Annotated in this window: 30 protein-coding genes; 11 read left to right on the top strand and 19 right to left on the bottom strand. The window is 71.1% G+C overall.

Going from position 1 to position 25,144, the window contains the following annotated elements; translation table 11 throughout:
• The first annotated feature begins 72 nt into the window (after positions 1–72).
• Together PD653B2_RS06955 and PD653B2_RS06950 are read left to right on the top strand one after the other, a co-directional pair.
• The gene (locus tag PD653B2_RS06955) at positions 73–2,298 is read left to right on the top strand and encodes a polyribonucleotide nucleotidyltransferase (protein ID WP_085871617.1); all 2,226 of its coding nucleotides are present in this window, start codon (positions 73–75) and stop codon (positions 2,296–2,298) included.
• A 104-nt stretch (positions 2,299–2,402) separates the two neighbouring features.
• Positions 2,403–3,647, top strand: a complete 1,245-nt coding sequence (locus PD653B2_RS06950; RefSeq protein ID WP_242665168.1) for a M16 family metallopeptidase — start codon at positions 2,403–2,405, stop codon at positions 3,645–3,647.
• On the opposite strand, the gene PD653B2_RS06945 is transcribed toward PD653B2_RS06950, so the two are convergent.
• From PD653B2_RS06945 to PD653B2_RS06900, 11 genes are read right to left on the bottom strand one after another with little or no spacing between them, the layout of a single operon-like run.
• Entirely contained in the window at positions 3,644–4,732 is a 1,089-nt protein-coding gene (locus PD653B2_RS06945) for a hypothetical protein (protein ID WP_133059077.1), read from the bottom strand. The genes PD653B2_RS06950 and PD653B2_RS06945 overlap by 4 nt on opposite strands.
• 59 nt (positions 4,733–4,791) lie before the next feature.
• Complete coding sequence (locus PD653B2_RS06940; RefSeq protein ID WP_085871614.1) at positions 4,792–5,577, bottom strand: putative hydro-lyase; 786 nt, start codon at positions 5,575–5,577, stop codon at positions 4,792–4,794.
• On the bottom strand, positions 5,574–6,428 hold the full coding sequence (locus PD653B2_RS06935) for a biotin-dependent carboxyltransferase family protein (RefSeq protein ID WP_278247508.1): 855 nt from the start codon (positions 6,426–6,428) through the stop codon (positions 5,574–5,576). Before PD653B2_RS06935 ends, PD653B2_RS06940 begins: the two co-directional genes overlap by 4 nt.
• A 13-nt stretch (positions 6,429–6,441) precedes the next feature.
• Positions 6,442–7,062 carry a 5-oxoprolinase subunit B family protein gene (locus tag PD653B2_RS06930; protein WP_085871612.1) on the bottom strand — a complete coding sequence of 207 codons (621 nt, stop codon included), beginning with the start codon at positions 7,060–7,062 and terminating at the stop codon, positions 6,442–6,444.
• Positions 7,059–7,832, bottom strand: a complete 774-nt coding sequence (locus PD653B2_RS06925; protein ID WP_085871611.1) for a LamB/YcsF family protein — start codon at positions 7,830–7,832, stop codon at positions 7,059–7,061. The genes PD653B2_RS06930 and PD653B2_RS06925 overlap by 4 nt, the downstream gene beginning before the upstream one ends.
• Positions 7,829–9,250: an amidase gene (locus tag PD653B2_RS06920; protein WP_085871610.1), complete on the bottom strand. Its 1,422-nt coding sequence runs from the start codon at positions 9,248–9,250 to the stop codon at positions 7,829–7,831. Before PD653B2_RS06920 ends, PD653B2_RS06925 begins: the two co-directional genes overlap by 4 nt.
• Positions 9,247–9,396, bottom strand: a complete 150-nt coding sequence (locus PD653B2_RS24820; protein ID WP_165763366.1) for a hypothetical protein — start codon at positions 9,394–9,396, stop codon at positions 9,247–9,249. Before PD653B2_RS24820 ends, PD653B2_RS06920 begins: the two co-directional genes overlap by 4 nt.
• On the bottom strand, positions 9,396–10,268 hold the full coding sequence (locus PD653B2_RS06915) for an ABC transporter permease (RefSeq protein WP_085871609.1): 873 nt from the start codon (positions 10,266–10,268) through the stop codon (positions 9,396–9,398). The genes PD653B2_RS24820 and PD653B2_RS06915 overlap by 1 nt, the downstream gene beginning before the upstream one ends.
• A 3-nt stretch (positions 10,269–10,271) precedes the next feature.
• The gene (locus tag PD653B2_RS06910) at positions 10,272–11,174 is read right to left on the bottom strand and encodes an ABC transporter permease (protein WP_085871608.1); all 903 of its coding nucleotides are present in this window, start codon (positions 11,172–11,174) and stop codon (positions 10,272–10,274) included.
• Between the two features lie 26 nt (positions 11,175–11,200).
• On the bottom strand, positions 11,201–12,457 hold the full coding sequence (locus PD653B2_RS06905) for an ABC transporter substrate-binding protein (protein ID WP_085871607.1): 1,257 nt from the start codon (positions 12,455–12,457) through the stop codon (positions 11,201–11,203).
• 26 nt (positions 12,458–12,483) lie between these two features.
• The gene (locus tag PD653B2_RS06900; RefSeq protein WP_165763365.1) at positions 12,484–13,551 is read right to left on the bottom strand and encodes an ABC transporter ATP-binding protein; all 1,068 of its coding nucleotides are present in this window, start codon (positions 13,549–13,551) and stop codon (positions 12,484–12,486) included.
• Positions 13,552–13,732: 181 nt separating this feature from the next.
• Here PD653B2_RS06900 and PD653B2_RS06895 point away from each other — a divergent pair, with 181 nt between their 5' ends.
• Positions 13,733–14,476: a GntR family transcriptional regulator gene (locus PD653B2_RS06895; RefSeq protein ID WP_085871605.1), complete on the top strand. Its 744-nt coding sequence runs from the start codon at positions 13,733–13,735 to the stop codon at positions 14,474–14,476.
• Positions 14,477–14,525: 49 nt separating this feature from the next.
• Here the strand turns inward: PD653B2_RS06895 and PD653B2_RS06890 are convergent, their stop codons facing one another.
• The 3 genes from PD653B2_RS06890 to PD653B2_RS06880 form a co-directional block, all read right to left on the bottom strand.
• Positions 14,526–15,080, bottom strand: a complete 555-nt coding sequence (locus tag PD653B2_RS06890) for a hypothetical protein (protein WP_085871604.1) — start codon at positions 15,078–15,080, stop codon at positions 14,526–14,528.
• Positions 15,077–15,676, bottom strand: coding sequence for a transposase (locus tag PD653B2_RS06885; protein ID WP_085871603.1), 600 nt, complete (start codon positions 15,674–15,676; stop codon positions 15,077–15,079). The genes PD653B2_RS06890 and PD653B2_RS06885 overlap by 4 nt, the downstream gene beginning before the upstream one ends.
• Before the next feature lie 67 nt (positions 15,677–15,743).
• Positions 15,744–16,259 carry a class I SAM-dependent methyltransferase gene (locus PD653B2_RS06880; RefSeq protein ID WP_085871602.1) on the bottom strand — a complete coding sequence of 172 codons (516 nt, stop codon included), beginning with the start codon at positions 16,257–16,259 and terminating at the stop codon, positions 15,744–15,746.
• Between the two features lie 96 nt (positions 16,260–16,355).
• Between PD653B2_RS06880 and dapB the strand changes: the two genes are divergently transcribed.
• Both dapB and PD653B2_RS06870 read left to right on the top strand, forming a co-directional pair.
• Positions 16,356–17,102, top strand: coding sequence for a 4-hydroxy-tetrahydrodipicolinate reductase (gene dapB, locus PD653B2_RS06875; RefSeq protein ID WP_207559485.1), 747 nt, complete (start codon positions 16,356–16,358; stop codon positions 17,100–17,102).
• Positions 17,103–17,232: 130 nt separating this feature from the next.
• Positions 17,233–18,831 carry a M4 family metallopeptidase gene (locus PD653B2_RS06870; RefSeq protein WP_085871600.1) on the top strand — a complete coding sequence of 533 codons (1,599 nt, stop codon included), beginning with the start codon at positions 17,233–17,235 and terminating at the stop codon, positions 18,829–18,831.
• 43 nt (positions 18,832–18,874) lie between these two features.
• Here the strand turns inward: PD653B2_RS06870 and PD653B2_RS06865 are convergent, their stop codons facing one another.
• The 4 genes from PD653B2_RS06865 to PD653B2_RS06850 all read right to left on the bottom strand — a co-directional run bounded on the left by PD653B2_RS06865 (position 18,875) and on the right by PD653B2_RS06850 (position 20,707).
• Entirely contained in the window at positions 18,875–19,174 is a 300-nt protein-coding gene (locus tag PD653B2_RS06865; protein ID WP_085871599.1) for an AzlD domain-containing protein, read from the bottom strand.
• On the bottom strand, positions 19,171–19,863 hold the full coding sequence (locus tag PD653B2_RS06860) for an AzlC family ABC transporter permease (protein ID WP_207559486.1): 693 nt from the start codon (positions 19,861–19,863) through the stop codon (positions 19,171–19,173). The genes PD653B2_RS06865 and PD653B2_RS06860 overlap by 4 nt, the downstream gene beginning before the upstream one ends.
• A 9-nt stretch (positions 19,864–19,872) precedes the next feature.
• On the bottom strand, positions 19,873–20,091 hold the full coding sequence (locus tag PD653B2_RS06855) for a hypothetical protein (RefSeq protein WP_085871598.1): 219 nt from the start codon (positions 20,089–20,091) through the stop codon (positions 19,873–19,875).
• A 67-nt stretch (positions 20,092–20,158) separates the two neighbouring features.
• Positions 20,159–20,707 carry a GNAT family N-acetyltransferase gene (locus tag PD653B2_RS06850; protein WP_085871597.1) on the bottom strand — a complete coding sequence of 183 codons (549 nt, stop codon included), beginning with the start codon at positions 20,705–20,707 and terminating at the stop codon, positions 20,159–20,161.
• Positions 20,708–20,784: 77 nt separating this feature from the next.
• On the opposite strand from PD653B2_RS06850, the gene paaA reads away from it, so the two are divergent.
• From paaA to PD653B2_RS06820, 6 genes are all read left to right on the top strand, one after another.
• Positions 20,785–21,780 carry a 1,2-phenylacetyl-CoA epoxidase subunit PaaA gene (gene paaA / locus PD653B2_RS06845; RefSeq protein ID WP_242665167.1) on the top strand — a complete coding sequence of 332 codons (996 nt, stop codon included), beginning with the start codon at positions 20,785–20,787 and terminating at the stop codon, positions 21,778–21,780.
• Positions 21,777–22,058, top strand: a complete 282-nt coding sequence (gene paaB / locus PD653B2_RS06840; RefSeq protein WP_085871595.1) for a 1,2-phenylacetyl-CoA epoxidase subunit PaaB — start codon at positions 21,777–21,779, stop codon at positions 22,056–22,058. Before paaA ends, paaB begins: the two co-directional genes overlap by 4 nt.
• The gene (gene paaC / locus PD653B2_RS06835) at positions 22,055–22,813 is read left to right on the top strand and encodes a 1,2-phenylacetyl-CoA epoxidase subunit PaaC (RefSeq protein ID WP_085871594.1); all 759 of its coding nucleotides are present in this window, start codon (positions 22,055–22,057) and stop codon (positions 22,811–22,813) included. The genes paaB and paaC overlap by 4 nt, the downstream gene beginning before the upstream one ends.
• Positions 22,810–23,292, top strand: a complete 483-nt coding sequence (paaD, locus tag PD653B2_RS06830; protein WP_242665166.1) for a 1,2-phenylacetyl-CoA epoxidase subunit PaaD — start codon at positions 22,810–22,812, stop codon at positions 23,290–23,292. Before paaC ends, paaD begins: the two co-directional genes overlap by 4 nt.
• Positions 23,293–24,354: a 1,2-phenylacetyl-CoA epoxidase subunit PaaE gene (paaE, locus tag PD653B2_RS06825; protein WP_085871592.1), complete on the top strand. Its 1,062-nt coding sequence runs from the start codon at positions 23,293–23,295 to the stop codon at positions 24,352–24,354.
• A gap of 61 nt (positions 24,355–24,415) precedes the next feature.
• Positions 24,416–24,856, top strand: coding sequence for a VOC family protein (locus PD653B2_RS06820; RefSeq protein ID WP_085871591.1), 441 nt, complete (start codon positions 24,416–24,418; stop codon positions 24,854–24,856).
• Positions 24,857–24,905: 49 nt separating this feature from the next.
• On the opposite strand, the gene PD653B2_RS24815 is transcribed toward PD653B2_RS06820, so the two are convergent.
• A partial coding sequence (locus PD653B2_RS24815) for an HNH endonuclease signature motif containing protein (RefSeq protein WP_165763364.1) occupies positions 24,906–25,144 on the bottom strand: 239 nt, incomplete at its 5' end.

Below are 25,144 nucleotides of genomic sequence, written 5' to 3'. Positions count from 1 at the left end.
TCGATCGAAGACCGGATCGTCAAGTACGCGGGACGCCGTGGATCGCTCCGCGAACAGAACAGGGACGAACCCTTGACTGAACCCGTCATCTCTGCCGTCGAGACCGTTCTCGACAACGGCAAGTTCGGCACGCGCACCATCAAGTTCGAGACCGGGCTCCTCGCCCGCCAGGCCGCCGGTTCGGTGACCGCCTACCTCGACGACGACACCATGCTCCTGTCGGCCACCACGGCCGGCAAGCACCCCAAGGACCACTTCGACTTCTTCCCCTTGACGATCGACGTCGAGGAGCGGATGTACGCCGCCGGCCAGATCCCCGGCTCGTTCTTCCGCAGCGAGGGCCGGCCCGGCGAGGACGCGATCCTCACCTGCCGCCTCATCGACCGCCCGCTGCGCCCGACCTTCAAGAAGGGTCTGCGCAACGAGGTCCAGGTCGTCATCACCGTGATGGCGCTCAACCCGGACGCGCCGTACGACGTGCTCGCGATCAACGCGGCCTCGCTGTCGACGCAGCTCTCCGGCCTGCCGTTCTCCGGCCCCGTCGGTGGCGTCCGCGTGGCGCTCATCGAGGGCCAGTGGGTCGCCTTCCCGTCGCACAGCCAGCTCGAGAACGCCGTCTTCGACATGGTCGTCGCCGGCCGGGTCACCGACTCCGGCGACGTCGCGATCATGATGGTCGAGGCCGAGGCCACCGAGCAGACCTGGACCCTGGTCCAGGACGGCGTGCAGGCCCCGACCGAGGCCGTCGTCGCCGGCGGTCTGGACGCGGCGAAGCCGTTCATCAAGCAGCTCGTCGAGGCGCAGCAGGAGCTCGCGAACGTGGCCGCCAAGCCCGTCCAGGAGTTCCCGATCTTCCTCGACTACGAGGACGACGCCTACGAGGCCGTCGAGTCCGCCGCCAAGGCCGACCTCGCCGCCGCGATGACGATCGCCGACAAGCTCGAGCGGGAGGCCAAGACCGACGAGATCAAGGCCGCCGTCCTCGACAAGCTCGCCGGCCAGTTCGAGGGTCGCGAGAAGGAGCTCGGCGCGGCGTTCCGCTCGGTCAACAAGGCGATCGTGCGCGACCGCGTGCTGCGCGACCAGATTCGCATGGACGGTCGCGGCCTCGCCGACATCCGTCCGCTGCACGCCGAGGTCGCGGTCATCCCGCGGGTCCACGGCTCCGCGCTGTTCGAGCGTGGCGAGACCCAGATCCTGGGTGTCACGACGCTGAACATGCTGACGCTGGAGCAGAAGCTCGACACGCTCTCCCCGGAGAAGACGCGTCGCTACATGCACAAGTACATCTTCCCGCCGTTCTCCACCGGTGAGACCGGTCGGGTCGGCTCGCCGAAGCGTCGCGAGGTCGGTCACGGTGCGCTCGCGCGCCGCGCGCTGCTCCCCGTGCTGCCGACGCGCGAGGAGTTCCCCTACGCGATCCGTCAGCTCTCCGAGGCCATGGGCTCCAACGGCTCCACCTCGATGGGCTCGGTCTGCGCCTCGACCATGTCGCTGCTCCAGGCCGGTGTCCCGCTGCGGGCCTCGGTCGCCGGTATCGCCATGGGTCTCATCTCCGGTGAGGTCGACGGGGAGACCAAGTACGTCGCCCTGACCGACATCCTCGGTGCCGAGGACGCGTTCGGCGACATGGACTTCAAGGTGGCCGGCACCCGCGAGTTCGTCACGGCCCTGCAGCTCGACACCAAGCTCGACGGCATCCCCGCCGAGGTCCTCGGTGCCGCGCTCAACCAGGCCAAGGACGCGCGTCTCGCGATCCTCGACGTGATGGCCGAGGCCATCGACGAGCCCGAGGAGATGTCGCTCTTCGCCCCGCGGATCATCACCATCCGCATCCCGGTGGACAAGATCGGCGAGGTGATCGGTCCGAAGGGCAAGATCATCAACCAGATCCAGGACGACACCGGCGCCCAGCTGACGATCGAGGACGACGGCACCATCTACATCGGTGCCACGAACGGCGAGGCGGCCGAGGCTGCCAAGAACGCCGTCAACGCGATCGCCAACCCGACCATGCCGGAGATCGGCGAGCGCTACCTGGGCACGGTCGTGAAGACGACCAACTTCGGTGCGTTCGTGTCCCTGATGCCGGGCAAGGACGGGCTGCTGCACATCAGCAAGCTGCGCGGCCTCGCCGGCGGCAAGCGCGTCGACGCGGTCGAGGACGTCGTCTCGGTCGGCCAGAAGATCCAGGTCCAGATCGCCGAGATCGACGACCGGGGCAAGCTGTCGCTGATCCCCGTCGTCGAGGACGGTGCCGAGGGCTCGGACGCCGAGGACGCGGACGACTCCGAGTGACCCACGCTTCATCGTCGACCCGCCCGAAGGCAACTTCGGGCGGGTCGACGCCTTCCCGGGGCTCCACGCGGACCCTGCAGACCGTCAAGGACGAGGCCGGCCAGGTGACCTCCCGGGTCCGCCGTACCGTGCTGCCCAGCGGGCTGCGCATCGTCACCGAGCAGCAGGCCGGCGTCCGGTCGGCCACGATCGGCGTGTGGGTCGGCGTCGGCTCGCGCGACGAGAGCCCGACCCTGCACGGCGCCTCGCACTTCCTCGAGCACCTGCTCTTCAAGGGCACCGCCGAACGCTCGGCCCTGGACATCTCGGTGGCGCTCGACGCCGTCGGCGGCGAGTTCAACGCGTTCACCGCCAAGGAGTACACCTGCTTCCACGCGCGGGTCCTCGACGAGGACCTGCCGCTGGCGGTGGACGTGCTCGGCGACATGATCACGGCGTCGACGTTGCACGCCGAGGACGTCGAGGCCGAGCGCGACGTGATCCTCGACGAGATCGCGATGCACGACGACGACCCCGACGACGTCGTGCACAACCTCTTCGCGGCGCAGGCCTGGGGCGACTCGCCGCTGGGTCGCCCGATCGCCGGCACCGAGGAGTCGATCGGGGCGCTGACCCGCGCCCAGATCGTGCGCTTCTACCGGCGCCACTACAAGCCGGCCAACGTCGTCATCTCGGCCGCGGGCAACATCGACCACGCCGCGCTGGTGCGCCAGGTGCGCACGGCGTTCGCCCGCAACGGCTGGCTCGCGGGCGAGGCGACCCCGACTCCGCCGCGGCACGGCTCCCGCAAGAAGGTGCGCCCCGGTCAGCTGTCGACCACGCGCCCGTTCGAGCAGGTCAACGTGGTGCTCGGCATGGAGGGCCTCGTGCGCGACGACGAGCGCCGCTTCGCGCTCGGCGTCCTCAACACCGCGCTCGGTGGCGGCACGTCGAGCCGGCTCTTCCAGGAGGTGCGCGAGCGACGCGGCCTGGCGTACTCCGTCTTCTCGTTCTCCTCCCAGCACGCCGACTCCGGCCTGGTGGGCGTGTCGGTCGGGTGCCTGCCGTCGAAGCTCGACGACGTGCTCTCCGTGGTGCGTGAGGAGCTCGCCAAGGTCGCCGCCTCCGGCATCTCCGCCGAGGAGCTGGCCCGCGGCAAGGGACAGCTGCGCGGTGGCCTGGTGCTCGGGCTCGAGGACTCCGCGTCGCGGATGTCGCGGCTCGGCAAGGCCGAGCTGGTGCACGACGAGCTGCTGAGCATCGACGAGGTGATCGCCCGCATCGATGCGGTCACCCTCGAAGAGGTCCGTGAGGTCGCGGCCGACATCTTCAGCCGGCCCGAGGTGCTCGCGATCGTCGGACCCTCCTAGCGGCCGCTGCTCCAGCTGGCACCGGTGCGGCTGCGCAGCAGGATCGGCCGGCCGTCACAGGTCAGAGGCAGCCGGAAGGTCGCGTCCTGCAGCAGGCCGGAGTCGCCGACGCTGCGCCGGCAGGTGGGGCCGTCGGCGACGTGCACGACACGGGAGGGCGTCCATCGTTGCCGCGAACGGTCGTAGCGCTGGGCCGTGACGTGCTGCCGATCCGGAGATCCGACCGCGACGAGGTCTCCCCGGGTGTTGGACGCGACCTGGTTCCAGACGGCGCGGGCAGCGTCGTCGGGGTAGACGTCCAGGCCGGGTGCGGCGACCGGCGGCCGGGCGGCGAGGACCCATCCGCCTGCGCTGGTGCGGCGTACGACGAACTCGGTGCCGGGCTGGCCCGACACGTCACCCTGGATCTCCGACGGGGTGGCCAACGACAGTCCGATCTCTCCACACGGCAGCTTCTCGGCCTCGGCGACCGGCGTCACGGCCGGCGTGACCTCCGCGTCGCCGGCGCGGACCTCGACGGCACACCGGCCGGCGGAGATCGCGACCCGCACCCCGAGGATCGTGCCCACGTCGTCGACGGTGACGACCTGTGGCGACCCGGCCGGGTGGGGCGCCGTGCGGAACGACCCGGCGTCCCACGTGAGCAGGTCGTCACCCTGGACCCAGACGGCGTGGCCGCCATCGGGGGAGAGGCCGGGCGTCGCGAACGCCTCCCCGTCCAGGTCACGGTGGGTCCACGAGCGCCCGTCGGGGCTGATCAGCGCCACGCTCCTCGCGGGCGCCTGATCCTGCGCGAAGTGCTCATCACAGCCGACCGTGGCCGCTACCGCCGGTCCGGCGGCGATCGCCTGCACGGTCCCGCACTCACGTCCGTCGTCCTCGAACACGACGCGGGGGTCGCCCCAGCCGTCGGTCGTGCGGCGCTCCACGACGACCCGGTGGGCGGTCGGCAACGAGAACCGGACCTCACCCGCCGTCGCCGTCGGGTTCCCGGGCTCGACGGGCCGGTCGGTCTCGTCGGCACCACAGCCGAGGACGCCGGCGCCCAGTGCGCACAGCGCACCGAGGGAGACCAATCGCCGCATCCGCTGATGGTGCCAGAGCCGTGGGTGCGCGGCGCCGCCACCGGCCCGGGGGAGCGACCTCAGACGGCCCAGAACTTGTCGGCCACGTCGGTGATCATCATCTTGCCTGGAGCGTGGGAGATGGCGAACGGCAGGCCGGCCGCGACGGCGATCGCCTGCGGCGTGACCCCGCAAGCCCAGAACACCGGGACGTCCCCGTCCTCGATGAGCGGCGCGTCGCCGTAGTCCGGAGAGGCCAGGTCTGCGATGCCGAGGGCGGCAGGGTCGCCGATGTGCAGCGGTGCGCCGTGCATGGTCGGGTAGCGGCTCGTCACCTGGACGGCGGTCGCCACCTGGCGGGCGGGGATCGCGCGCAGCGACACGACGATCGGTCCGTGCATGACGCCCGCGGCCCGCGAGGCGACGTTCGTCCGGTACATCGGCACGTTGCGACCCGCGGTCAGGTGCCGGACCGGCACGCCGGCGTCGACCAGTGCATGCTCGAAGGTGAAGCTGCAGCCGATGAGGAACGCGACCATGTCGTCGGTCCACTGCTCGGTGACCTCGGAGCGCTCCTCGACGACGACGCCGTCGGCGATGATGCGGTAGCCCGGGACGTCCGTGCGCAGGTCAGCCCCGGGGGCGAGGCTGGTGCGGGGGGAGCCCGGATCCGAGACGTCGATGACCGGGCAGGCCTGGGGGTTGCGCTGGGCGAACAGCAGGAAGTCGTAGGCGTACTGCTTCGGTACGGCGATCAGGTTCGCCTGGGTCATCCCCGTGCACCAACCGCTCGTCGGTACCGACAGACCGTCGCGGAACATCTGCCGCGCCTCGGTGGGGGTCAACGATTCCACTGGTGCACTCATGTGAGGACCTGCTTTCTAGTCTCTTCGAAGAACAAGGTGTCGCCGGGCCGGATGTTCGCGGCACGGTCGATGTCCGCATCCACCACCACCGCGATGACGGGGTAGCCGCCGGTGACCGGGTGGTCGGCGAGCATCAGTGTCGGGTGACCGCCCGGAGGGACCTGCAGCGCCCCCCGGACGACCCCCTCGCTGGAGAGCTCGCGGGACACCACCCGCTCGAGCACCGGTCCGGCCAGCCTCATGCCGATCCGGTCGCCGACGGCGGTGGCCGTCCACGGCTCGGTGACGAGCGCGCGGCGGGAGGCGGCGGTGAACCAGTCGTCGCGCGGACCCATGATGACCCGTAGCCGCGCATCGGTCGGCCCCCGGGTGACGGCCTGGTCGACGGTGGGATAGGTCGTCGGCGGCGCGCCGACCGGCAGCCGTACGCCGTCCTCGAGGACCGCCGGTCCGAGATGCGCCATCGTGTCGGTCGAACGGGAGCCCAGCACGGGGGGGACCGCGATCCCACCCCGGACTGCCAGGTAGCTCCGGACGCCGGCGGACGCGATGCCGACCCGGAGGGTCTGGCCGGCCCTGACGCGCAGGACGGCGTTGCATCCTTCCGGGCGGTCGTCGACCCAGATCGGCACCGGGGCTCCGGTCACCGCCATCAGCAGGTCCCCCGTCGGGGACGCCGAGAAGTCGCCCACGGTGATCTCGACGGCGGCGGCGTCCTCGGGGTTGCCCACCAGCCGGTTCGCGAGCTTGAGCGACCCTCGGTCCGCAGCGCCCGAGGCGCCGACCCCGATCCTCGCCAGCCCGGGCCGGCCGAGGTCCTGGATGGTTGCCATGGGGCCTGCGTGCAGCACCACCAGCTCCGCGCTACGCAACGCTGTCCACGCTCGCGAAGCAGACTCGCGTCCCTGGCGTCAGCAGGGCCGGCGGGTCGCGGTGGAGGTCCCACGCCTTGAGAGCGGTGTGGCCGACGATCCGCCAGCCGCCGGGGGACTCGCGCGGGTAGACGCCGGTGAACTCCCCGGCCAGCGCCACGGCGCCCGCCGGCACCCGGGTCCGGGGGCTGGCGCGGCGTGACACCTCCAGCCCGCCGGCATCGCCGACCAGGTACCCGAAACCGGGGGAGAAGCCGGCAAAGGCCACTGTCCAGACCTGACTGGTGTGGCGACGCACGGTCTCCGCCACCGAGATCCCGAGCAGGGAGGACACCGCCGCCAGGTCCTCGCCGTCGTACCGGACGGGCACCGTGAGCACCTCCCCGGTGCGCCGCTGCGTCCGTTCCGGGGACCGGGCCTTGATGTCCTGGCAGACCTGCTCCGGCGTGGTGACGCCGGGGTCGAACTTCACCAGCAGGGTCTCGAGCGCCGGCACCAGGTCCACGAGCCCGCGGACCGGGCGTGCCTCGAGGTCGGCGTGGAGCGACAACACGTCCTCGAGAGCGGCCAGCTCGACGAGCACGCCGACGTCACCGCAGCGCAGGAACCTCACCGCGCAAATGCTCGGATCTCGACACCCGCTCCGGTCAGCCCGGCGCGGACGGCGTGTGCCATCTCGACCGCGCCCGGGCTGTCGCCGTGGATGCAGAGGGAGTCGGCGTCGATGCGGATCACGCTGCCGTCGATCGCCTCCACCTCGCGATGGGTGACCATCCGGGTCGCCCGTCGAGCCACGTGTTCGACGTCGGCGAGGACGGCGCCGGGCTCGGACCGGCTGACCAGGGTGCCCTCCGGGGTGTACGCCCGGTCGGCGAACGCCTCGGTGACCACCCCGAGCCCCTCCTCGCGGGCTGCGGCCAGCACGGCAGAGCCGGGCAGGCCGAGGATCTTCAGCGAGGGGTCGAAGGTCTTGGTCGCCCGGACGACCGCCCGTGCCTGGTCGACGTGGTGGACGACGGTGTTGTAGAGCGCGCCGTGCGGCTTCACGTAGGCGACGCGCCGGCCGGCGGCGCGGGCGAAGCCCTCGAGCGCGGCGATCTGGTAGAGCACCGCGTCGGCCAGGGACTCCGGCGACATGTCCATGAAGCGGCGGCCGAAGCCGGCCAGGTCCGGGTAGGCCACGTGGGCGCCGATGGCCACGTCCTCGGCGGCTGCGGTCGCGACGGTCTGCCGGATCACCGTCGGGTCACCGGCGTGGAACCCGCATGCGACGTTCGCGCTGCTCACCAGCGACAACATGGCGGCGTCGTCACCGAGTCGCCAGGCGCCGAAGGACTCGCCGAGGTCGCAGTTCAGGTCGACCGTGAGAGGAGCGGCGGTCACCGCTGTCCACTCCCTGCATGGGCCTCCGGGGACGGCGGACGCAGCTGGTGCCAGGTGGTGGCCCGCTCGTACGCCGCGCCGACCCGGAAGACGGTCGCCTCGTCGAACGCGCGACCGATGACCTGCAGGCCGAGGGGGAGGCCCTGGGCGTCCAGGCCGCAGGGCAGGGACAGTGCGGGCAGCCCGGTCAGGTTGGCCGGGCACGACAACCGCACGTAGGAGCTCATGATCGACTCGGAGTGGCTGTCGCTGATGTCCAGGACCGCGGCGCCCCGCAGAGCCGCGGAGGTCGGGAGGGTGGGGACGACCACGACGTCCGCGGTGGACAGGATCTGCTGCCACTCGGCCTGGACCAGGCCGCGGGTGCGCTGCCCGTCGACGTAGTCCACCGCCGGCAGGCTCAGGCCCGCCTCCAGCAGGGTGCGGACGTCCTCGGTGTAGAGGTCGCCCAACGGACCGAGGCGGTGCCGGTGGTAGGCGCTGGCCTCGGCCATCATGATCGCGAACGTGGCGCCCATGTACGCCGGCGCGAGGGGGAGCTCGACCGGGACGACGGTCGCGCCCAGCTGCTCGAGCACCGCGAGGGCCTGTTCGTAGGCCTCCTGCATGCCGGGGCTGAGGTTCTCCGCGTAGTGGTTGACCGGCACCGCGATCGTGAGACCGTCGACCCCGTCGCCGAGGTGGGTCAGGTAGTCCGGGACCGGCACGTCGCGCGATCCCACGTCGGCGGGGTCGTGCCCGGCCATCACCTGCAGCGCTGCCGCGGCGTCGGCGACGTAGCGCGTGAGCGGCCCGGCGTGGTCGAGGGACCAGCTCAGCGGCGCGATGCCGGACTTGCTGACCCGGCCGTAGGTGGGCTTGATGCCGACGACGCCGCACAACGCGGCAGGCATCCGGATGGAGCCGGCGGTGTCCGTGCCGAGCGCCATGAGGCAGGTGTCGAGGGCCAGGGCGGCCGCCGAGCCGCCGCTGGAGCCGCCCGGGACCCGGGCCAGGTCCCAGGGGTTGCCCGTCTGCGGTGTGGTCGACCCGAACGCGAACTCGTGGGTGTGCGTCTTGCCCAGGATGACCGCGCCGCCCTCGCGGAGCAGACCGACGCTGTGGGCGTCAGCGGCGGCCGGCGGCGCGTCGGCCAGGGAGCGTGAACCCGCCCCGGTCACGCGGCCGGCGACGTCGAAGAGGTCCTTGACCGCGATCGGGATTCCGTGGAGCGGGCCTCGGTCGACGCCGCGCCCGATCTCGTCCTCGGCCTGTCGGGCGGCTGCGAGCGCGTCGTCGGCGTAGACCTCGACGTAGGCGTTGACGGCACCGTCGACCTCGTCGATGCGGGCCAGGCACGCCTTGGTCAGCTCCACCGGCGACAGTTCACCACGGCGGATCGCCGTACGGGCGTTGATGATGTCGAGGTCGCTGTTCACCGCTCTGCTCCTCGGCTCGGATCGAACGACATGGCGACTGCGGTCTCGCCCAGCGGGACCTCCCGCATGCGCGCCAGCAGCAGGTTCACCTCGGGCGACAGCTCGGGCAGCAGGTCGGCGGGCTCGACCGGCGTCGGGCGCTCCATCACTCGTCGTCCTTCGCCGCGGCGGGAACGTAGAGCTTCTTGGCGTCCCTCTCGAACATGATCAGGTAGACCAGCACCAGCGCGAGGGAGGCGATCGCGATGATCGCGCCCAGGGAGTAGACGACCGGTGTCACGCGGATCGTCGTCACCGAGACGAGGGCGCGGGGCAGCGAGATGTCCTGACCCAGCGCCAAGGCGCTGCGCTGGAGCTCGTCGAAGGAGAGCGTGAAGCCGAACAGCAGGGAGGCGAGCACCGCGGGGCGCAGGATCGGCAGGGTGACGTGGCGGAAGACCTGCAGCGCCGTGGCGCCGAGCATGGACGCCGCCTCCTCGATCTGCCGGTCGAAGCGGTTGAGGAAGACCATGAAGATCACGAACGAGAACGGGAGCGTCCACCCGACGTGCACCAGCAGCCCGGTGGTGTACCAACGCGGCTCGAGGTCGATCGCGGTGGCCAGGAGCCGGATGCCGAGGCCGACCACGATGCCGGGCGCGATCATGCCGAGCAGCAGGACGAAGAACAGCGAGTTGCGGCCGCGGAACTGCTCACGGAAGGCGATGGCGGCCGCGAGTCCCAGCACCGTCGCCACGACGGCGGTGAGGACCCCCAGCAGCAAGGACAGCTGGAGCGGGCCCCAGTAGTCGGTGATCGGCTCGCCGGCGATCGTGAAGAGCTCGATCCGGTCGGGGTGCAGCAGCTTCTCGTAGGAGATCATCGACAGGTTCGTGGGTGGGAACGTCGACGTCTGGTCCTCGGTGAAGGACAGGCTGGTCATCACGAGCAGCGGCGCGTACAGCGCGATCAGGACCAGCAGGAGGAACCCCATGCTGACGTACTTGAAGATCCGCTGTCCTCGGGTCTGCACCTCCACGGCTCAGACCTCCTTCCGCAGGTCGTGGACCCGGCTGAGCAGCCAGATGAGCACCAGCGCGATCACGAGCAGCGCGGCGGAGACCGCCGCCGCCATGGGCCACTGGAGGGTCTCGGCGTACCGCAGGGACAGCCCGGCCAGCATCGGGTTGGTCGCGCCGCCCACGATCTGCTCGGTCGCGAAGTCGCCGAGCAGGAAGACGGTCGCGAAGAACGACCCGGCGACGACCCCCGGCTTGGCGAGCGGGAGCTCGACCTTCCAGAACGTCGTCCACGGCGAGGCCCCCGACATGCGCGAGGCGGCGAGGGTGTCGGCGTCGATCCGCGAGAGCCCGAAGTAGACCGGGCCGACGATGAACACGATGTACATCGACACCAGGGCGATCGTCATGGCGACCGAGTTGTAGAGGAACGCCGAGCTCGGGTTGTCCAGGATGCCCAGCTTGAGGAGCGCGCCGTTCAGCACGCCCTTGTTGCCGAACATCGGGATCCAGGTGATGATCCGGATGACGTAGCTGACCCAGAAGGGCAGCACGGTCAGCATCAGGATGGCGGTCTGCATGGACAGCGACCGCACGTGGCGGGCGATGAAGTAGGCCGCCGGGATGCCGATGCCGAGGATCAGCGCGAGCACCGTCAACCAGGTGCGCACCGTCCACCAGACGATGCCCCAGAAGGTCGAGTCGGTGAGCATCTCGGAGTAGGTGGCCGGGTCCCAGGCGTGGACCAGCTCGAAACCGTCCAGGCGCCAGAACCCGACCGTGACCACGAAGGCGACGGGCACGATGACCGAGACCGAGATCCAGATCAGCGCGGGCCATGCCAGGAGTGGGGGGAGAGCCTTCCGTCCCCTGGCCCCGCGGAGTGAGGGAGACCTGGTCCCGGTCTCGGTCGTCGTCGTCGTCATCGTGGTCCTTTTCAGTGCCCCTCGGGTCAGCTGGCGGTGAACTCGGTCCAGAGGCGCGAGTACTCGGCGAACTCGTCCGGGTACTGCTGCCACTCGGCGGTGTTCTGGATCCGGGACTCCAGCGAGGGCCGCTTGTCGGTGGCGCCGGCGTACCAGTAGTCCCAGTCGGAGACGTCGGGGTCGGTGGTGAAGGTGTTCTCGATGAGGGGCTTCACCAGGTCGGGGCGCGGGGAGTAGTAGCCCTGCGGAGCCATGATCTGGTGCGGCTCGCCACCCAGCCAGTAGTCGATGTAGTCGACGACGGTCTCGTAGTTCTTCGTCTCGGGGGAGACGAGGACGCCGTACCACCAGGCGTTGTTGCCCTCGGTCGGGTTGTCGACGAACCGGGCCTTGGCGCCGGCGGCGTTGGCGGCGTAGACGGCGCTGGACCACGCGTCGCAGACCCACACCTCCTCCGAGACCAGGAGGTCCACGAGCTGGCCGAAGTCGTTCCACAGCAGGCGGAACTGCTTGCGTGCCTTCATCTCGTCGAGGAACTCGAAGACGATCGCGAGATCGTCCTTGGTCAGGTTGCCGAGCGGGCCGTCGAACGCGTACTGGTTCGAGCCCTGCAGGTAGGTCGCCACCTTCAGCGGCGTCTGGATGGCGTCGTCGAAGAGCGCGGCCTTGCCGGCGTAGCGCTTGTCGAAGATCAGGCCGTAGGAGTCCATGTCCTCACCCTCGGTGACCCGGTTCTCCAGGTAGCCGAAGGCGTCGAAGCCGAACCACGTCGGCACCATGGTGAACTCGTCGAGCGCCTCGCTCTGCAGAGCCTGCTCGGTGTAGATGGTCTTGAGCGGCCAGCCTGACTCCTTCACGTAGCCGGGCGCACCGGCCTTGCGGAAGAGCGGCAGCACGTCGTCGGTCCACAGCGGGACGTCGGACACCGGGACGGGCTTGAAGAGATTGTTGCCCTGGATCGGACCGACCCACTGGGCGTTGGGCTCCAGCACGTCGAGCTGACGGTAGGCCCCCTGGGCCCACTGGACCTGCATGTTCCCGACCGTGTCGGCCTGGCCCTGCATCACCTTGCCGGTCTTCTTCTTGAAGCCGGCGAGGATGCGCGGGTCCGTGGTCAGGCTGAGGCCCATGCTGCGGGCGGATCCGGCGGCCGAGGACGAACCCGAGCCGCCCGACCCGCAGGCCGCGAGGAGGGCGCTGCCGCCTCCGAGCAGGGCACCGGCTCCGAGCGTCGCGCCGAGACCGCCCTTGAGGAACGAGCGCCTTCCGAATTGTGCTTGCATGGCAAATCTCCTGTCAGTGACGCGGGTCAGCGCGTGTGGTGGTCGTCGATGAGGTGCAGCTCGCCGGGGCGGAGCCAGATGGGATAGCGGTTCCCGAGCTCAGGGGCCACCGACTGGGTGGCGCGTGCGGAGACGTCGATCGTGATGTCGCAGCCATCGGCGCTGGTGAACCACGACACGCGGGCGCCGGTGTACTCCAGCGCCTGCAGCTCGACCTCGGCGCGGTGGGTGTAGCCCTCGCCGGGGTGGACCGAGATGGCGTCGGCCCGCAGGACGGCGGTCGCCGGTCCCGCGGCCCAGGGCGTCGCCAGCGGGAGCTCGCCCAGGGCGCAGGAGAAGGTGCTCTCATCGGCGCTGACGGTGCCGTCGAGGATGTTGTTGCGACCCACGAACTCCGCGACGTGCCGGGTCTGGGGCCGCTCGAAGACCTCCTGGGGCCGTCCGACCTGCTCGATGGAGCCGACGTTCATGACCACCACGCGGTCGGCGATGGCCAGCGCCTCGCTCTGGTTGTGCGTGACGTGGATGAACGTCAGGCCGAGGTCGCGCTGCAGCTGCTTGAGCTGCGACTGCATCGCGAGCTGCAGCTTCGCGTCCAGCGCTCCGGTCGGCTCGTCGAGGAGGACGACCCGGGGCTTGGTGATCAGCGCCCGCGCGATCCCCACGCGCTGCTGCTGGCCGCCCGACAGCGTGGTGACGCTGCGGTGCTTGAAGGCGGTGAGCCCCACGCGCTCGAGCATCTCGTCGACGCGCGTCCCGATCTCCCGCTTGGACACCTTCCGCAGCTTCAGGCCGTACGCGATGTTCGCCGCGACGTCCATGTGCGGGAAGAGCGCGAACTTCTGGAACACCATCCCGAACTCGCGGCGGTGGGGCGGGACGGCGGTGATGTCCTTGCCCTCGAAGCTGATCCGGCCCCCACTCGGCGACTCCAGGCCGGCGATCATCCGCAGCGTGGTGGTCTTGCCACAGCCGCTGGGTCCGATGATCGAGAGGAACTCGCCGTCGTGGACCTCCAGGTCCGTGGGGTGGACGGCGACGGCGTCGCCGAACACCTTCTCGACGGACTTCAGTTCAAGCTGTGCAGCCGACACGGGCCCTCCTCGTTCGCGCGCTACCACGGCGCAGCGGCTGGTTGAGCCTAAGGTTTGTTGAACGATCCTGCAATGCACTGATGTGACATTCTTGTGAACACTGGCGTCACGGGCCCGCGTCCGCCGTCGTCTTGGGACGATGGCCCAGGCGTCGAGGGTGGGTACTGGAAAGGTGGAGGACATGGCGGGTGCGACAGGCTGGACCGCGGAGCTGATCTCGGCGCGGCACTCGCTCGAGCGTTCCTCGACGGCCGCGAAGGTCGCCGACATCCTTCGCGACATGGTCATGGAGGGCCGGATCCTTCCCGGCGCGAAGCTGGCCGAGGACTCCATCGCGGACGCGCTCCAGGTCTCGCGCAACACCCTCCGTGAGGCCTTCCGCCTCCTGAGCCACGAGCGGCTCGTGGTCCACGAGCTGAACCGCGGCGTCTTCGTGCGTGTGTTGACCGAGGCCGACGTCATCGACATCTACCGGATGCGCCGGGCCCTCGAGGGAGCTGCCCTCCAGTTCTGGGGCGCGTCGGCCGATCCCGGCCGCGCCCCGGGCGTCTCGCACGTGCGTTCGGCCGTGACCCTGGGCGTCGCTGCGGCCGAGCGGGGGGACTGGGACGGCGTCGGAACCGCCAACATGCACTTCCACCGCTCGATCGCCGCGCTGGCCGACAGCGCCCGGATCGACGAGATCATGAGCCAGCTGCTGGCCGAGCTCCGCCTGGCCTTCCACGTGATGCCCACGGTGCGCGACTTCTACGAGCCCTACCTGGGCGACAACGAGCGCATCGCGACGCTGGTGGAGGCGGGGCGCAGCCAGGAGGCCGTCGCCGTGCTCCTCGACTACCTCAATCGCGCCGAGGACCAGCTCCTGCGTGAGTTCGCGTCGAAGGCCGGCCGGCATTCCGCCCAGGCCGACCCCGCCAGCACCTGACCGACCGTCCCGCGCGCTGTCACCGGCCGCCCGCGAGCCGAGCGTCGGGTCAGCCGCGCAGCAGCACCACCACGCCCGCGCAGGCACACGCCCAGAGCACGCTCGCGAACGTGCCGATGATGAACCGCTCGGCGGCGCCGGTGCGCACGCCGTCCTCGGCCGCGCGCAGCTCGGGATAGCGGCCGAGGCCCTTGACCGCGAGCACCACGGCCACGCCCTCGGGCCAGCCGGCGACCAGTGTCGCGTAGATGGCACCGCGCTCGAGCGCGCCGATCCAGGCGCCGCCGCGCAGCACGCTGCCGGCCTGGCGCATCGAGTCGGCGGGGAGCTCGCGCCGGTCGACGAGGTCGAAGACCAGTGCGGTGAGCGGTCCGCCGCCGGCGACGGCGAGCAGTCCGCCGAGCACGACCAGGAGGGTGGTCAGCCCGTGCCCGTCGACCACGACGTCGTCGGGGGCGGCGGCGGCGACTCCGGCCGCGACCAGGGTCAGGAGCGCGGCGGGCGCCCAGATCCTGCGTCCGGTCGACGACCAGGCGACGGCCGCGCAGGCCAGGCCGAACGCCAGGAGCACGAGCACCAGCGCCCCCCAGTTCTCCGCACTCATGAGGGCTCCTTCCCGAGCAGGCAACCGGCCAGGTCCGTGACGAGCTCGCGCGCCCGCCTGGCCTCGATGATCCCCGCCGCCTGGGCACGCTGGCTGACGGCCGACTGGCTGATGCCGAGCCGTTCGCCGGCATCGCCGTACGACAGGCCCTCCGCGACCAGGTCGGCGACCTCCCAGCCCCGCGGCGTACGACGGGCGAGGACCGTCGCCCACAGCCAGAGCGTGGTCTCCAGGGCACGCGCAGCCGGGTGGTCGCCGAGCACCCGCAGGTGCCAGGGGCTGCTCTTGGCGGCGGTGACCGCGTCGCGGGCCAGGAGGTAGGCCGGTCCGCGGCCGGCCCGGGCATGGTCGGGGAGGGGGTGCTCGATCTCGCCGACGCCGATACCGATGTTCCACGCGTCCTCGCGCAGCAGCAGCTCGACGACGCGGGCGAGCGACTCCGGCTCGTCGAGCACGCCCTGGAACTCGTCGCCCACGGTCCGCTCGCAGGGCAGCAGCATCGCGATGCCGTCGAGCGCCGCCAGCGTCGCGGGGATCCGGTCGACGTCGCGGCGGCTGCCGCGCTGGTCGACGGTGAGGACGAAGCAGTCGGTCATCGGGCACCTCCTGATGTGAGCCTAGATTAGGGAATAACCTAATGCAAGGTCACATAAGGAAATTGCCTTAGCGGCGGCCGATGATGCCGACGACCGGCGGTGCCTTCTGGTCGACGACCGAGACCCGGAACCCGCCCTCGGCGAGCGCGGCCGACGCCTTGCGCACGATGGTCGGCACCAGCTCGGGCCGGTTGGCTTCGTAGAACAGGTAGATCGACCCGCCGGGCACGACCCGCTCGTGGAGGAGCGCCACCTCGTCGGCGCAGGCGCGCACCCAGAAGAGGTTCACGTTGAACGCGAAGACCTTGTTCAGGCGCTTGACCGGCACCCGCAGGGTGGCCAGGTCGATCTGGCGGACGGTCAGCCGCCCGGACTCGATGAAGCGGGCGCAGCGCCGCTTGGTGCGGTCGACGCCCGACTCGGAGCGGTCGATCGCGAACAGCTTGCCGGACTCGAGACGCTCGCAGATCAGCTCTGCTGCGGCGCCGGCGCCACAGCCGATCTCGAGGACGTGATCGGTCGGTTGGACGTCCATCAGGTCCACCGCCCAGCGGATCCGGGGCGGAACGGTCTGCAGCGCCATGGCCCCAGACTGCCAGAGTCGGAGAGGGCCCGCAGCACGGGCTCACCCTTGCGGGTGTGGCTCGCCCCTCCGGCCGGGCCGAGTAGGTTGTCCGGCGTGATGAAGGTGGGCGTGCTCGGAGCGCGGGGCAGGGTCGGGGCCGAGGTCTGTCGTGCGGTCGAGGCGGCCGACGACCTGGAGCTGGTGGCGGCGATCGACGCCGGCGACGCGATCGACGACCTGGTGTCGTCGGGTGCGCAGGCCGTCGTCGACTTCACCCACCCGGACGTGGTCATGGCCAACCTCGAGTTCTGCGTCGGCCACGGCATCCACGCCGTCGTGGGGACCACCGGCTTCGACGACGCGCGCCTCGACATGCTGCGCGGCTGGCTGGCCGACGCGCCCGGGACCGGCGTCCTCATCGCCCCCAACTTCTCCATCGGCGCGATCTTGATGATGCGCTTCGCGGTCGCCGCGGCGCCGTTCTACGAGTCGGTCGAGATCGTCGAGCTGCACCACCCCGACAAGGCCGACGCGCCGTCGGGCACCGCACGCCGTACGGCGGAGCTGGTCGCGGCCGCCCGCCGGGAGGCGGGTCTGGGCCCGGTGCCCGACGCCACCAGCACCTCCCTCGACGGCGCCCGTGGTGCCGACGTCGACGGGATCCGGGTGCACGGGCTGCGCGTGCGCGGCCTGGTCGCCCACCAGGAGGTCATCCTCGGCGGCGTCGGCGAGACGCTCACGATCCGCCACGACTCGCTCGACCGGGCGTCGTTCACCCCCGGCGTGCTCACCGGCCTGCGGGCGATCGCGGATCATCCCGGGCTGACCGTCGGGCTGGAACACTTCCTCGACCTGGCCTGATCTGCCGGAAGATCGCCGGTTCTGCAGGTTCGTGCATTGCAGGAACCAGCACATAGCCCCTCGTTTTCCCTCTCGTTGGACGTGGCAAGGCTGCGGGTCCAGCAGCCCACCATCGATGAGAGGGACCTTCATGCGCAGAACCTTGGGCACCGCCGCCGCGGCGGTACTCGCACTCAGCGTCATCGGCATCCAGGCCGGCAGCACGGCTGGGCCCGCCGCCCCGAAGGGCGTCGCCGCCGCCGCGATCGACGCACTCCGGCAGCACCCCGGCGCCGCTCTCGAGACCGCGGGCATCACCTACACGGTCACGGACACGATCCGCGACGCCGACGGCAGCACGCACGTCCGCCTGGACCGCAGCTACCGTGGCCTTCCCGTCCTCGGCGGCGACCTCGTCGTGCACCGGGGCGCCGGGTCAGGCTGGCGTGGGGTGAGCCAGACCCTCGACAGCGCCGTGCACGTGGCGACCACGCCGACCGTCACGGCGACCGCCGCGTCGGCCCGCGCCCTCGCCCCGGCGAAGGCGACCCGCACGATCACCGGCATGACCTCGACGAAGTCGACCCGCCTCGTCGTCGACGCGACCTCCGGCACCGCCCGCCTCGCCTGGGAGGTCGTCACCGGCGGCACCCAGCAGGACGGCACGCCCAGCCGCCTCGCGACGTACGTCGACGCCAAGACCGGCGCCGTGATCCGCCGCGAGCAGCAGATCGAGAACGTCGACGGCACCGGCCAGTCGCTCTACAGCGGCACGGTCCCGCTCCAGCTCACGCAGTCGGGTTCGACGTACCAGCTCAAGGACCCGACCCGCGGCAACACGTACACGACCGACATGAACAACAAGGAGGACTCGGTCCTCTGCCAGATCTTCGGGTCGGGCTGCCAGACGGGCACCCTCTTCACCAGCCCGGACACGTCGTTCGGCACCGGCACCACCGCCAGCCGCGAGTCGGCGGCGGTCGACGCGCAGTACGGCACCAACGAGACCTGGGACTACTACAACCAGGTGCACGGCCGCAACGGCATCTTCGGCAACGGCACGGGTTCCTACAACCGGGTCCACTACGGCAACGGCTACGTCAACGCCTTCTGGGACGGCACCAAGATGACGTACGGCGACGGCGACGGCACCAGCTACGGGCCGCTTGTCTCGCTGGACGTCGCGGGCCACGAGATGTCGCACGGCGTCACCGAGAACACCGCGGGGCTGACCTACTCCGGCGAGTCGGGCGGCCTCAACGAGGCGACCTCGGACATCTTCGGCACCATGGTGGAGTTCTTCGCCGCGAACGCCAACGACCCGGGCGACTACCTGATCGGTGAGGAGTTCGACCTCGCCAACCACGCCGGCTTCCGCCGGATGGACAACCCGATCGCGGACGGCAGCTCGCCGAACTGCTACAGCAGCACCACGAAGAACCTCGACGTGCACTACTCGTCGGGCGTGGGCAACCACTTCTTCTACCTGCTCGCCGAGGGGTCCGGTGCCAAGACGATCAACGGCATCGCGCACAACAGCCCGACGTGCAACGGCTCGACGATCACCGGCATCGGCCGGGACGCCGCGGAGAAGATCTGGTTCCGGGCGCTGACGGTCTACATGACCTCGGGTACGACGTACTCGCAGGCCCGGACCGCCACGCTGAACGCCGCGAAGGACCTGTACGGCGCCTCCAGCACGCAGTACGCCACTGTCGCAGCGGCGTGGAGCGCGGTCAGCGTCGCCTGATCGCCCGACGAGGGGCCCGCACCGTGCGCCCGTGGCGGCCTGGTCAGACGAGTCTGACCAGTGCCGCCACGAGCGCGGCGCCGAAGACCACCACCAGGAACGGCGCGCGCAGCACGAGCAGCACCACGGCAACCGCGAGGCCCACCGCCCGCGCGTCGATCGCCAGGCTGTGCCCGTGACTGAAGACCTGCACGGCGATCAGGGCCGCGAGCAGCGCCACCGGGATGAAGTCGGCGATCCGCTCGACGAGCGGGCGCTCGAGCACCCGGGGCGGCACGGACAGGCCGGCCAGCTTCAGCAGGTAGCAGGCGACGCCGGTGATCCCCACCGCCACCCAGGTCATCGGGTCTCCCCGTCCCGGGTGAGGACGCCGGCGAGCAGGGCGACGGCGGCGGCCGCCAGCACGGGCACGCCGGCCGGGACGACCGGGACCGTCCCGAGGGCGACGGCGGCGGCGGCCACGGCGACCAGCCGGTTGCGGCGGCTCTTCAGGCGGGGCCACAGGAGGGCGAGGAAGGCAGCGCCCACCGCGGCGTCGAGCCCGTAGGTCCGGGGGTCCCCGATGGAGTTGCCGGCGACCGCCCCGGCCAGCGTGGCGAGGTTCCAGAGCACGAAGACCGAGACGCCCGTGGTGAGGAAGCCCAGCCGGGCGGCCGGGGTCGTCTCGCGGGTCACCGACATCGCGGTGGACTCGTCGATGAGGACCTGGGCGGCGAGGGCCCGGCGCCAGCCCCGCCAGGCGAGCAGGGGAGCGAGGCGCAGGCCGTAGAGGGTGTTGCGGGTGCCGAGCAGCATCGCGGTCAGTGCGCCCGACACGGGAGCGCCACCCGAGGCGATCACCCCGACCAGCGCGAACTGGCTGGCACCGGTGAAGACGAAGAACGAGAGAGCGCAGGTCTGCGCCACCGAGAGACCGGAGGCGACGGACACCGCGCCGAAGCCGACGCCGTACGCGCCGGTGGCGACGCCGACCCCGAGGCTGTCGCGGATGATCGACGAGCGCTCGCCGGGGTCGAGGGGCGCGTCGGTCACACAGGGAGATTAGTGGCGGTGCACCCGGACGACGCGCGGCCGGTGGTGGAAGTCGTGCAGCAGCACGTAGCCGAGCCCGAACCCGGCGAGGGCGCCCCAGAGCACGCCGGCGACGGCGGCCGCGGGAAGGGCGGAGAACTGGGCGATCCAGAGACCGGAGGCGACGCCGACGACGACGGCGGTCAGGACGACGAGCAGGCGGTGGAGCTGCGGCAGCGGACCGAACACGGGCGTTCCCCGATCTCGAGTGGACCTCCATCCTGACCTCGAAACCCGGGAAATCAAGATGAGCGACCTAGGAGAGTGCTGTGTGCAGCCGGACCTGCTTGACCAGGGTCGTGCCCTCGCCGTCGAGGTCGAGCTCGCGGTGGGCGCTGTCCGCCGCCCACCCCGCGCCGGTGAGGAACCCGCGCAGGGCATCGTCGGTGGCGACCGACCACAGCACCGCCCGGGTGAACCGGTCGGCCTGCATCGTCTCGACCGCGGCCTGGAGCAGGCGGGAGCCGTGTCCCTTGCCGCGCTCGCCGGGGTCGACGGTGAACTCCATCAGCTCGGCGTCGGCGACCGGGTCGCTGTCGGGATCCGTCGCGGGGGAGGTGATCGCGAAGCCGACGACGCGGTTGCGCTCGAGCGCGACCAGCACCCGGTTGCGGGCGTCGCGCGGGCTTCCGAGCGAGGCCCGCCAGGCGGCCGCCGCGTGCTCGGTCTCCTCGGGCCCGGGCAGCGCGTCGGCCGGGAGCAGCCCGGCGTACACGTCGCGCCAGGTGCGCAGCTGGAGCTCGGCGATCACCGGGGCGTCGTCGACCCAGGCGACGCGGACCGACACGTCGGCGGTGGGGCTCATGGCGCCATCTTGTCAGTGCCAGGCCGTGTTACAAATATGCGTCTGACAAGCCCATTCCTGTAACAAACTCTGATAGCGTGCCGAGCGTGTACGGCAACGACTTCGGCGCGCGCGCCGAGACCTCCAGCGACGAGCCCCGGTCCTTCCTCGACCTTCTCGCCGGGGACGACCGGGTGGAGCCGCGCGACGAGATGCCGGACGCCTACCGCCGCACCCTCGTCCGCCAGATCGCCCAGCACGCGCACTCCGAGATCATCGGGATGCAGCCGGAGGGCAACTGGATCAGCCGGGCGCCGAGCCTGCGCCGCAAGGCGATCCTGATGGCGAAGGTGCAGGACGAGGCGGGCCACGGGCTCTACCTGTACGCCGCGGCCGAGACCCTGGGCGTCGACCGCGCGGACCTGCTCGACCAGCTGCACAACGGCCGGCAGAAGTACTCCTCGATCTTCAACTACCCCACGCTCACCTGGGCCGACGTCGGCGCGATCGGCTGGTTGGTCGACGGCGCGGCGATCGTCAACCAGGTGCCGCTGTGCCGGTGCTCCTACGGCCCCTACGCCCGGGCGATGGTCCGGGTCTGCAAGGAGGAGTCCTTCCACCAGCGCCAGGGCTTCGAGATCCTGCACACGCTCTCGCACGGCACGCCCGCCCAGCGCGCGATGGCCCAGGACGCCGTGGACCGCTACTGGTGGCCGTCGCTGATGATGTTCGGCCCGCCCGACGACGACTCGCCCAACTCGGCCCAGTCGATGGCGTGGGGCATCAAGCGGTTCTCGAACGACGACCTCCGTCAGCGCTTCGTCGACATGACGGTCCCGCAGGCCGAGGCGCTCGGGCTCACGCTGCCCGACCCGGAGATCCGGTGGAACGAGGAGCGCGGCCACTACGACTTCGGCGAGGTCGACTTCACGGAGCTCTTCGAGGTCATCCAGGGCAACGGCCCGTGCAACGCCCAGCGGATGTCCCACCGGGTGCGTGCGCACGAGGACGGCGCCTGGGTGCGCGAGGCGGCCTCGGCGTACGCCCAGAAGCAGGCGGAGAAGCAGCTGGCCCGGACCGAGGGCGCGGCATGAGGGAGTGGCCGCTGTGGGAGGTCTTCGTGCGCTCGCGCCGCGGCCTGTCGCACGTGCACGTCGGCTCGCTGCACGCGCCCGACGCCGAGATGGCGCTGCGCAACGCGCGTGACCTCTACACCCGGCGCCAGGAGGGCGTGTCCCTCTGGGTCGTCCCCGCCGCCGAGATCGTGGCGTCGACGCCCGACCAGGGCGCGGCGTTCTTCGACCCGGCCGACGACAAGGTCTACCGGCACCCGACCTTCTACGACGTCCCCGAGGGCGTGGAGCACCTATGACCACCCTCGCGGACGCTGGTCTGTTCACCTATGTCCTGGGCCTCGCCGACGACGCGCTCGTCTCGGCGCAGCGGATGGGCTGGTGGATCAGCCGCGCGCCCCAGCTCGAGGAGGACGTCGCGCTGGCCAACATCGGCCTCGACCAGCTCGGCCAGGCCCGGACGCTGCTGGCGTACGCCGGCCAGGTCGAGGGTGCCGGGCGCAGCGAGGACGACCTCGCCTACCTGCGTGACGAGCGGGAGTTCCGCAACGTCTGGCTGGTCGAGCGCGCGCAGACCGACTTCGGGGTCGCGATGGCGCGGCTGCTGGTCTTCTCGGCCTGGCAGCGTGAGCTGTACGCCGCGCTCGCGTCCTCGAGCGACGCCACGCTCGCCGGTGTCGCGGGCAAGGCGGTCAAGGAGGTGGCCTACCACCTCGACCACGCGAGCCACTGGGTCGTGCGTCTCGGCGACGGCACCGAGGAGTCCCACGCCCGGATGCAGGCCGCGCTCGACGCCGAGTGGCCCTACGTGGCCGAGCTGTTCGAGCCCGTCGACGCCGCGCTGGTGGCCGAGGGCGTCGCCGTCGACCCGGTCGCGCTGAAGCCCGCCGTCCTCACCGTGGTCGAGGAGGTCGTCGCCGAGGCGACGCTGACCGTCCCGCAGGTGGCCCCGGCCGTCGGCGGTGGCCGGCGCGGCCTCCACACCGAGGAGATGGGCTACCTGCTCGCCGAGATGCAGCACCTCGCCCGCTCGCACCCGGGAGCGGCGTGGTGACGACCGAGGCCCCGGCCTGGAGGATCGCCGCCGACGTGCTCGACCCCGAGCTGCCGGTCGTGACGATCGCCGACCTCGGGATCCTGCGTGACGTCACCGAGGACGACCAGGGCCGCGTGCACGTCCAGATCACCCCGACGTACTCCGGCTGTCCCGCGATGGAGACCATCCGCACCGACCTGGTCGACACGCTGACGGCCGCCGGCTACCAGCACGTCGACGTGGAGTTCGTGTTGTCGCCCGCGTGGACGACCGACTGGATGTCCGACACGGCGCGTGCCAAGCTCACGGCCTACGGCATCGCGCCGCCGGCCGCCCGGGCCGCCGCCGGACCGGTGCCGCTCGAGCTGTCGGTGCGCTGTCCGCAGTGCGGGAGCACGGACACCCGCGAGTCCAGCCGCTTCGGCTCGACGGCGTGCAAGTCGCTGTGGGTGTGCCGCGGCTGCCGCGAGCCGTTCGACCACTTCAAGGCCATCTGAGTGTCGACGACCTTCCACTCGCTGCGGGTCGCAGCGATCGACGAGCTGACCGACGACGCCGTCGCCGTGACCTTCGACGTGCCACTGTCGCTTCGGGACGACTTCGCGTTCGTGCACGGTCAGCACCTCTCGATCCGGTCGAGCGACGACGTGCGCCGGTCGTACTCGATCTGCACCCCGCCGTCCTCGGGCACCCTGCGGATCGGTGTGAAGCGGCTGCCCGGCGGTGCGTTCAGCGAGGGGGTGGTCGAGCGCCTCCGCGTCGGCGACGAGCTCGAGGTGATGACGCCCGCGGGCCGGTTCACCTCGCCCCTCGACCCCGAGGCGCGCAAGACCTACGTCGCGATCGCGGCCGGCTCGGGGATCACCCCGGTGCTGTCGATCGTCGCGGCGATCCTCGAGGGCGAGCCCGGCTCGTCGGTGACGCTGATCTATGCCAACCGGTCGTTGCGGTCGGTGATGTTCCTCGACGAGGTGCACGACCTCAAGGACCGCTTCCCGACCCGGCTCCAGATCGTGCACGTGTTGTCGCGCGAGACCCAGGACGTGGAGCTGTTCTCCGGTCGTCTCGACGGCGAGCGGCTGACCCGCATCCTCGCCGCGCTGATGCCCGCCTCCGAGGTCGACGAGTGGTTCCTCTGCGGTCCGCAGCAGATGGTCACCGACCTCCGCGCCGCGCTCACCGATCTGGGCGTCTCGTCCGGCCACGTGCACAGCGAGCTCTTCCACGCCGACCCCGTGCCGCACGCGCCGGTGGCCGCGCTCGCCGGCGGCGCCGAGGGCGCCGCCCACGTCACGATCCGGCTCGACGGCCGCAGCTCCGACCTCGACCTGCGCCCCGACGACGTACCCGTCCTCGAAGCGGCCCTCCGGGTCCGCTCCGACCTGCCCTTCGCCTGCAAGGGCGGTGTCTGCGGCACCTGTCGGGCGCTCCTCGTGGAGGGCACGGTCGCCATGGACGCGAACTACGCCCTCGAGCCGGAGGAGATCGAGCGCGGCTACGTGCTCACCTGCCAGTCGCACCCGACCTCCGAGCGGGTCGTGCTGGACTACGACGGCTGAGGTCTCTCGAGCTCGTGGGGATGGCGAGAGGCGCACCGGACTTCGTTGGAGGATGGCAGTCATGTCACAGCTCAAGAGCTTCGACCACGTGGGCATCACCGTCGACGACCTCGACAGGGCAACGGCCTTCTTCGTCGGGCTGGGCCTCGAGGTCGAGGGGCGCACGTTCGTCGAGGGTGAGTTCCTGGAAACGGTCTGCGGCATCCCGGACTCGCGGACGGAGGTCGTCATGCTCCGGCCTTCGGGTGGAGGAACCAGGCTCGAGCTCGCGAGGTTCGTCCGACCTGAGCACCAGCCGGGGTCGCCGACCGCGATGGCGACCGAGCTGGGCATCCGCAACGTGTGCTTCGAGATCACCGACCTGCGGGCGAAGGTCGCCGACCTGGCCGAGGACGGGTACGGGCTCGTCGGCGGCATCGGCGAACACGAGGGAAGCTGGCTGATGGCCTACGTCCGCGGGCCCGAAGGCATCGTGGTCTCGCTGGCCGAGCAGATCGGCTGACGCGGGCGTGCCGATGGCCCCGCGGGCCGTGGCCGGCGGGGTCGGTGGGTCAGGGATGTCGTGGGTGGGTGAGGTCGTTGACGTACACGTGGCCGTGGGGGCTGGTCCAGCGGAAGATGCGTGCTGCGGTGCGTTGGTAGGTCCAGCCGCCGTGGGTCTTGAGCCGGTGGTGGTGGCGGCAGAGCGGGGCGAGGTTGCACGAGCAGGTCGGTCCACCCTGGTCGTGCTCGATGATGTGGTCGGCGTCGCAGTTGCGCGACGGTCTGCTGCAGTGCGGGAACACGCAGG

The organism is Nocardioides sp. PD653-B2 (genome assembly GCF_002117935.1).
Classification (GTDB): Bacteria; Actinomycetota; Actinomycetes; order Propionibacteriales; family Nocardioidaceae; genus Nocardioides.
Note: the sequence above shows the minus strand (reverse complement) of the source record. Positions and strands in the feature narration are given on the sequence as shown.

Excerpts from the sequence above, each read along its gene's own strand:
- PD653B2_RS06865 (WP_085871599.1), bottom strand. The coding sequence starts at position 19,174 with ATGACCTGGGTGGCGGTGGGGATCACCGGCGTCGCCTGCTACCTGCTG.
- PD653B2_RS06885 (WP_085871603.1), bottom strand. The coding sequence starts at position 15,676 with ATGACCGACTGCTTCGTCCTCACCGTCGACCAGCGCGGCAGCCGCCGC.
- paaC (WP_085871594.1), top strand. The coding sequence starts at position 22,055 with ATGACCACCCTCGCGGACGCTGGTCTGTTCACCTATGTCCTGGGCCTC.
- PD653B2_RS06820 (WP_085871591.1), top strand. The coding sequence starts at position 24,416 with ATGTCACAGCTCAAGAGCTTCGACCACGTGGGCATCACCGTCGACGAC.
- PD653B2_RS06880 (WP_085871602.1), bottom strand. The coding sequence starts at position 16,259 with ATGGCGCTGCAGACCGTTCCGCCCCGGATCCGCTGGGCGGTGGACCTG.
- paaB (WP_085871595.1), top strand. The coding sequence starts at position 21,777 with ATGAGGGAGTGGCCGCTGTGGGAGGTCTTCGTGCGCTCGCGCCGCGGC.
- PD653B2_RS06850 (WP_085871597.1), bottom strand. The coding sequence starts at position 20,707 with ATGAGCCCCACCGCCGACGTGTCGGTCCGCGTCGCCTGGGTCGACGAC.
- PD653B2_RS06905 (WP_085871607.1), bottom strand. The coding sequence starts at position 12,457 with ATGCAAGCACAATTCGGAAGGCGCTCGTTCCTCAAGGGCGGTCTCGGC.
- PD653B2_RS24820 (WP_165763366.1), bottom strand. The coding sequence starts at position 9,396 with ATGGAGCGCCCGACGCCGGTCGAGCCCGCCGACCTGCTGCCCGAGCTG.
- PD653B2_RS06890 (WP_085871604.1), bottom strand. The coding sequence starts at position 15,080 with ATGAGTGCGGAGAACTGGGGGGCGCTGGTGCTCGTGCTCCTGGCGTTC.
- PD653B2_RS06895 (WP_085871605.1), top strand. The coding sequence starts at position 13,733 with ATGGCGGGTGCGACAGGCTGGACCGCGGAGCTGATCTCGGCGCGGCAC.
- PD653B2_RS06945 (WP_133059077.1), bottom strand. The coding sequence starts at position 4,732 with ATGCGGCGATTGGTCTCCCTCGGTGCGCTGTGCGCACTGGGCGCCGGC.
- PD653B2_RS06910 (WP_085871608.1), bottom strand. The coding sequence starts at position 11,174 with ATGACGACGACGACGACCGAGACCGGGACCAGGTCTCCCTCACTCCGC.
- PD653B2_RS06940 (WP_085871614.1), bottom strand. The coding sequence starts at position 5,577 with ATGAGTGCACCAGTGGAATCGTTGACCCCCACCGAGGCGCGGCAGATG.
- PD653B2_RS06870 (WP_085871600.1), top strand. The coding sequence starts at position 17,233 with ATGCGCAGAACCTTGGGCACCGCCGCCGCGGCGGTACTCGCACTCAGC.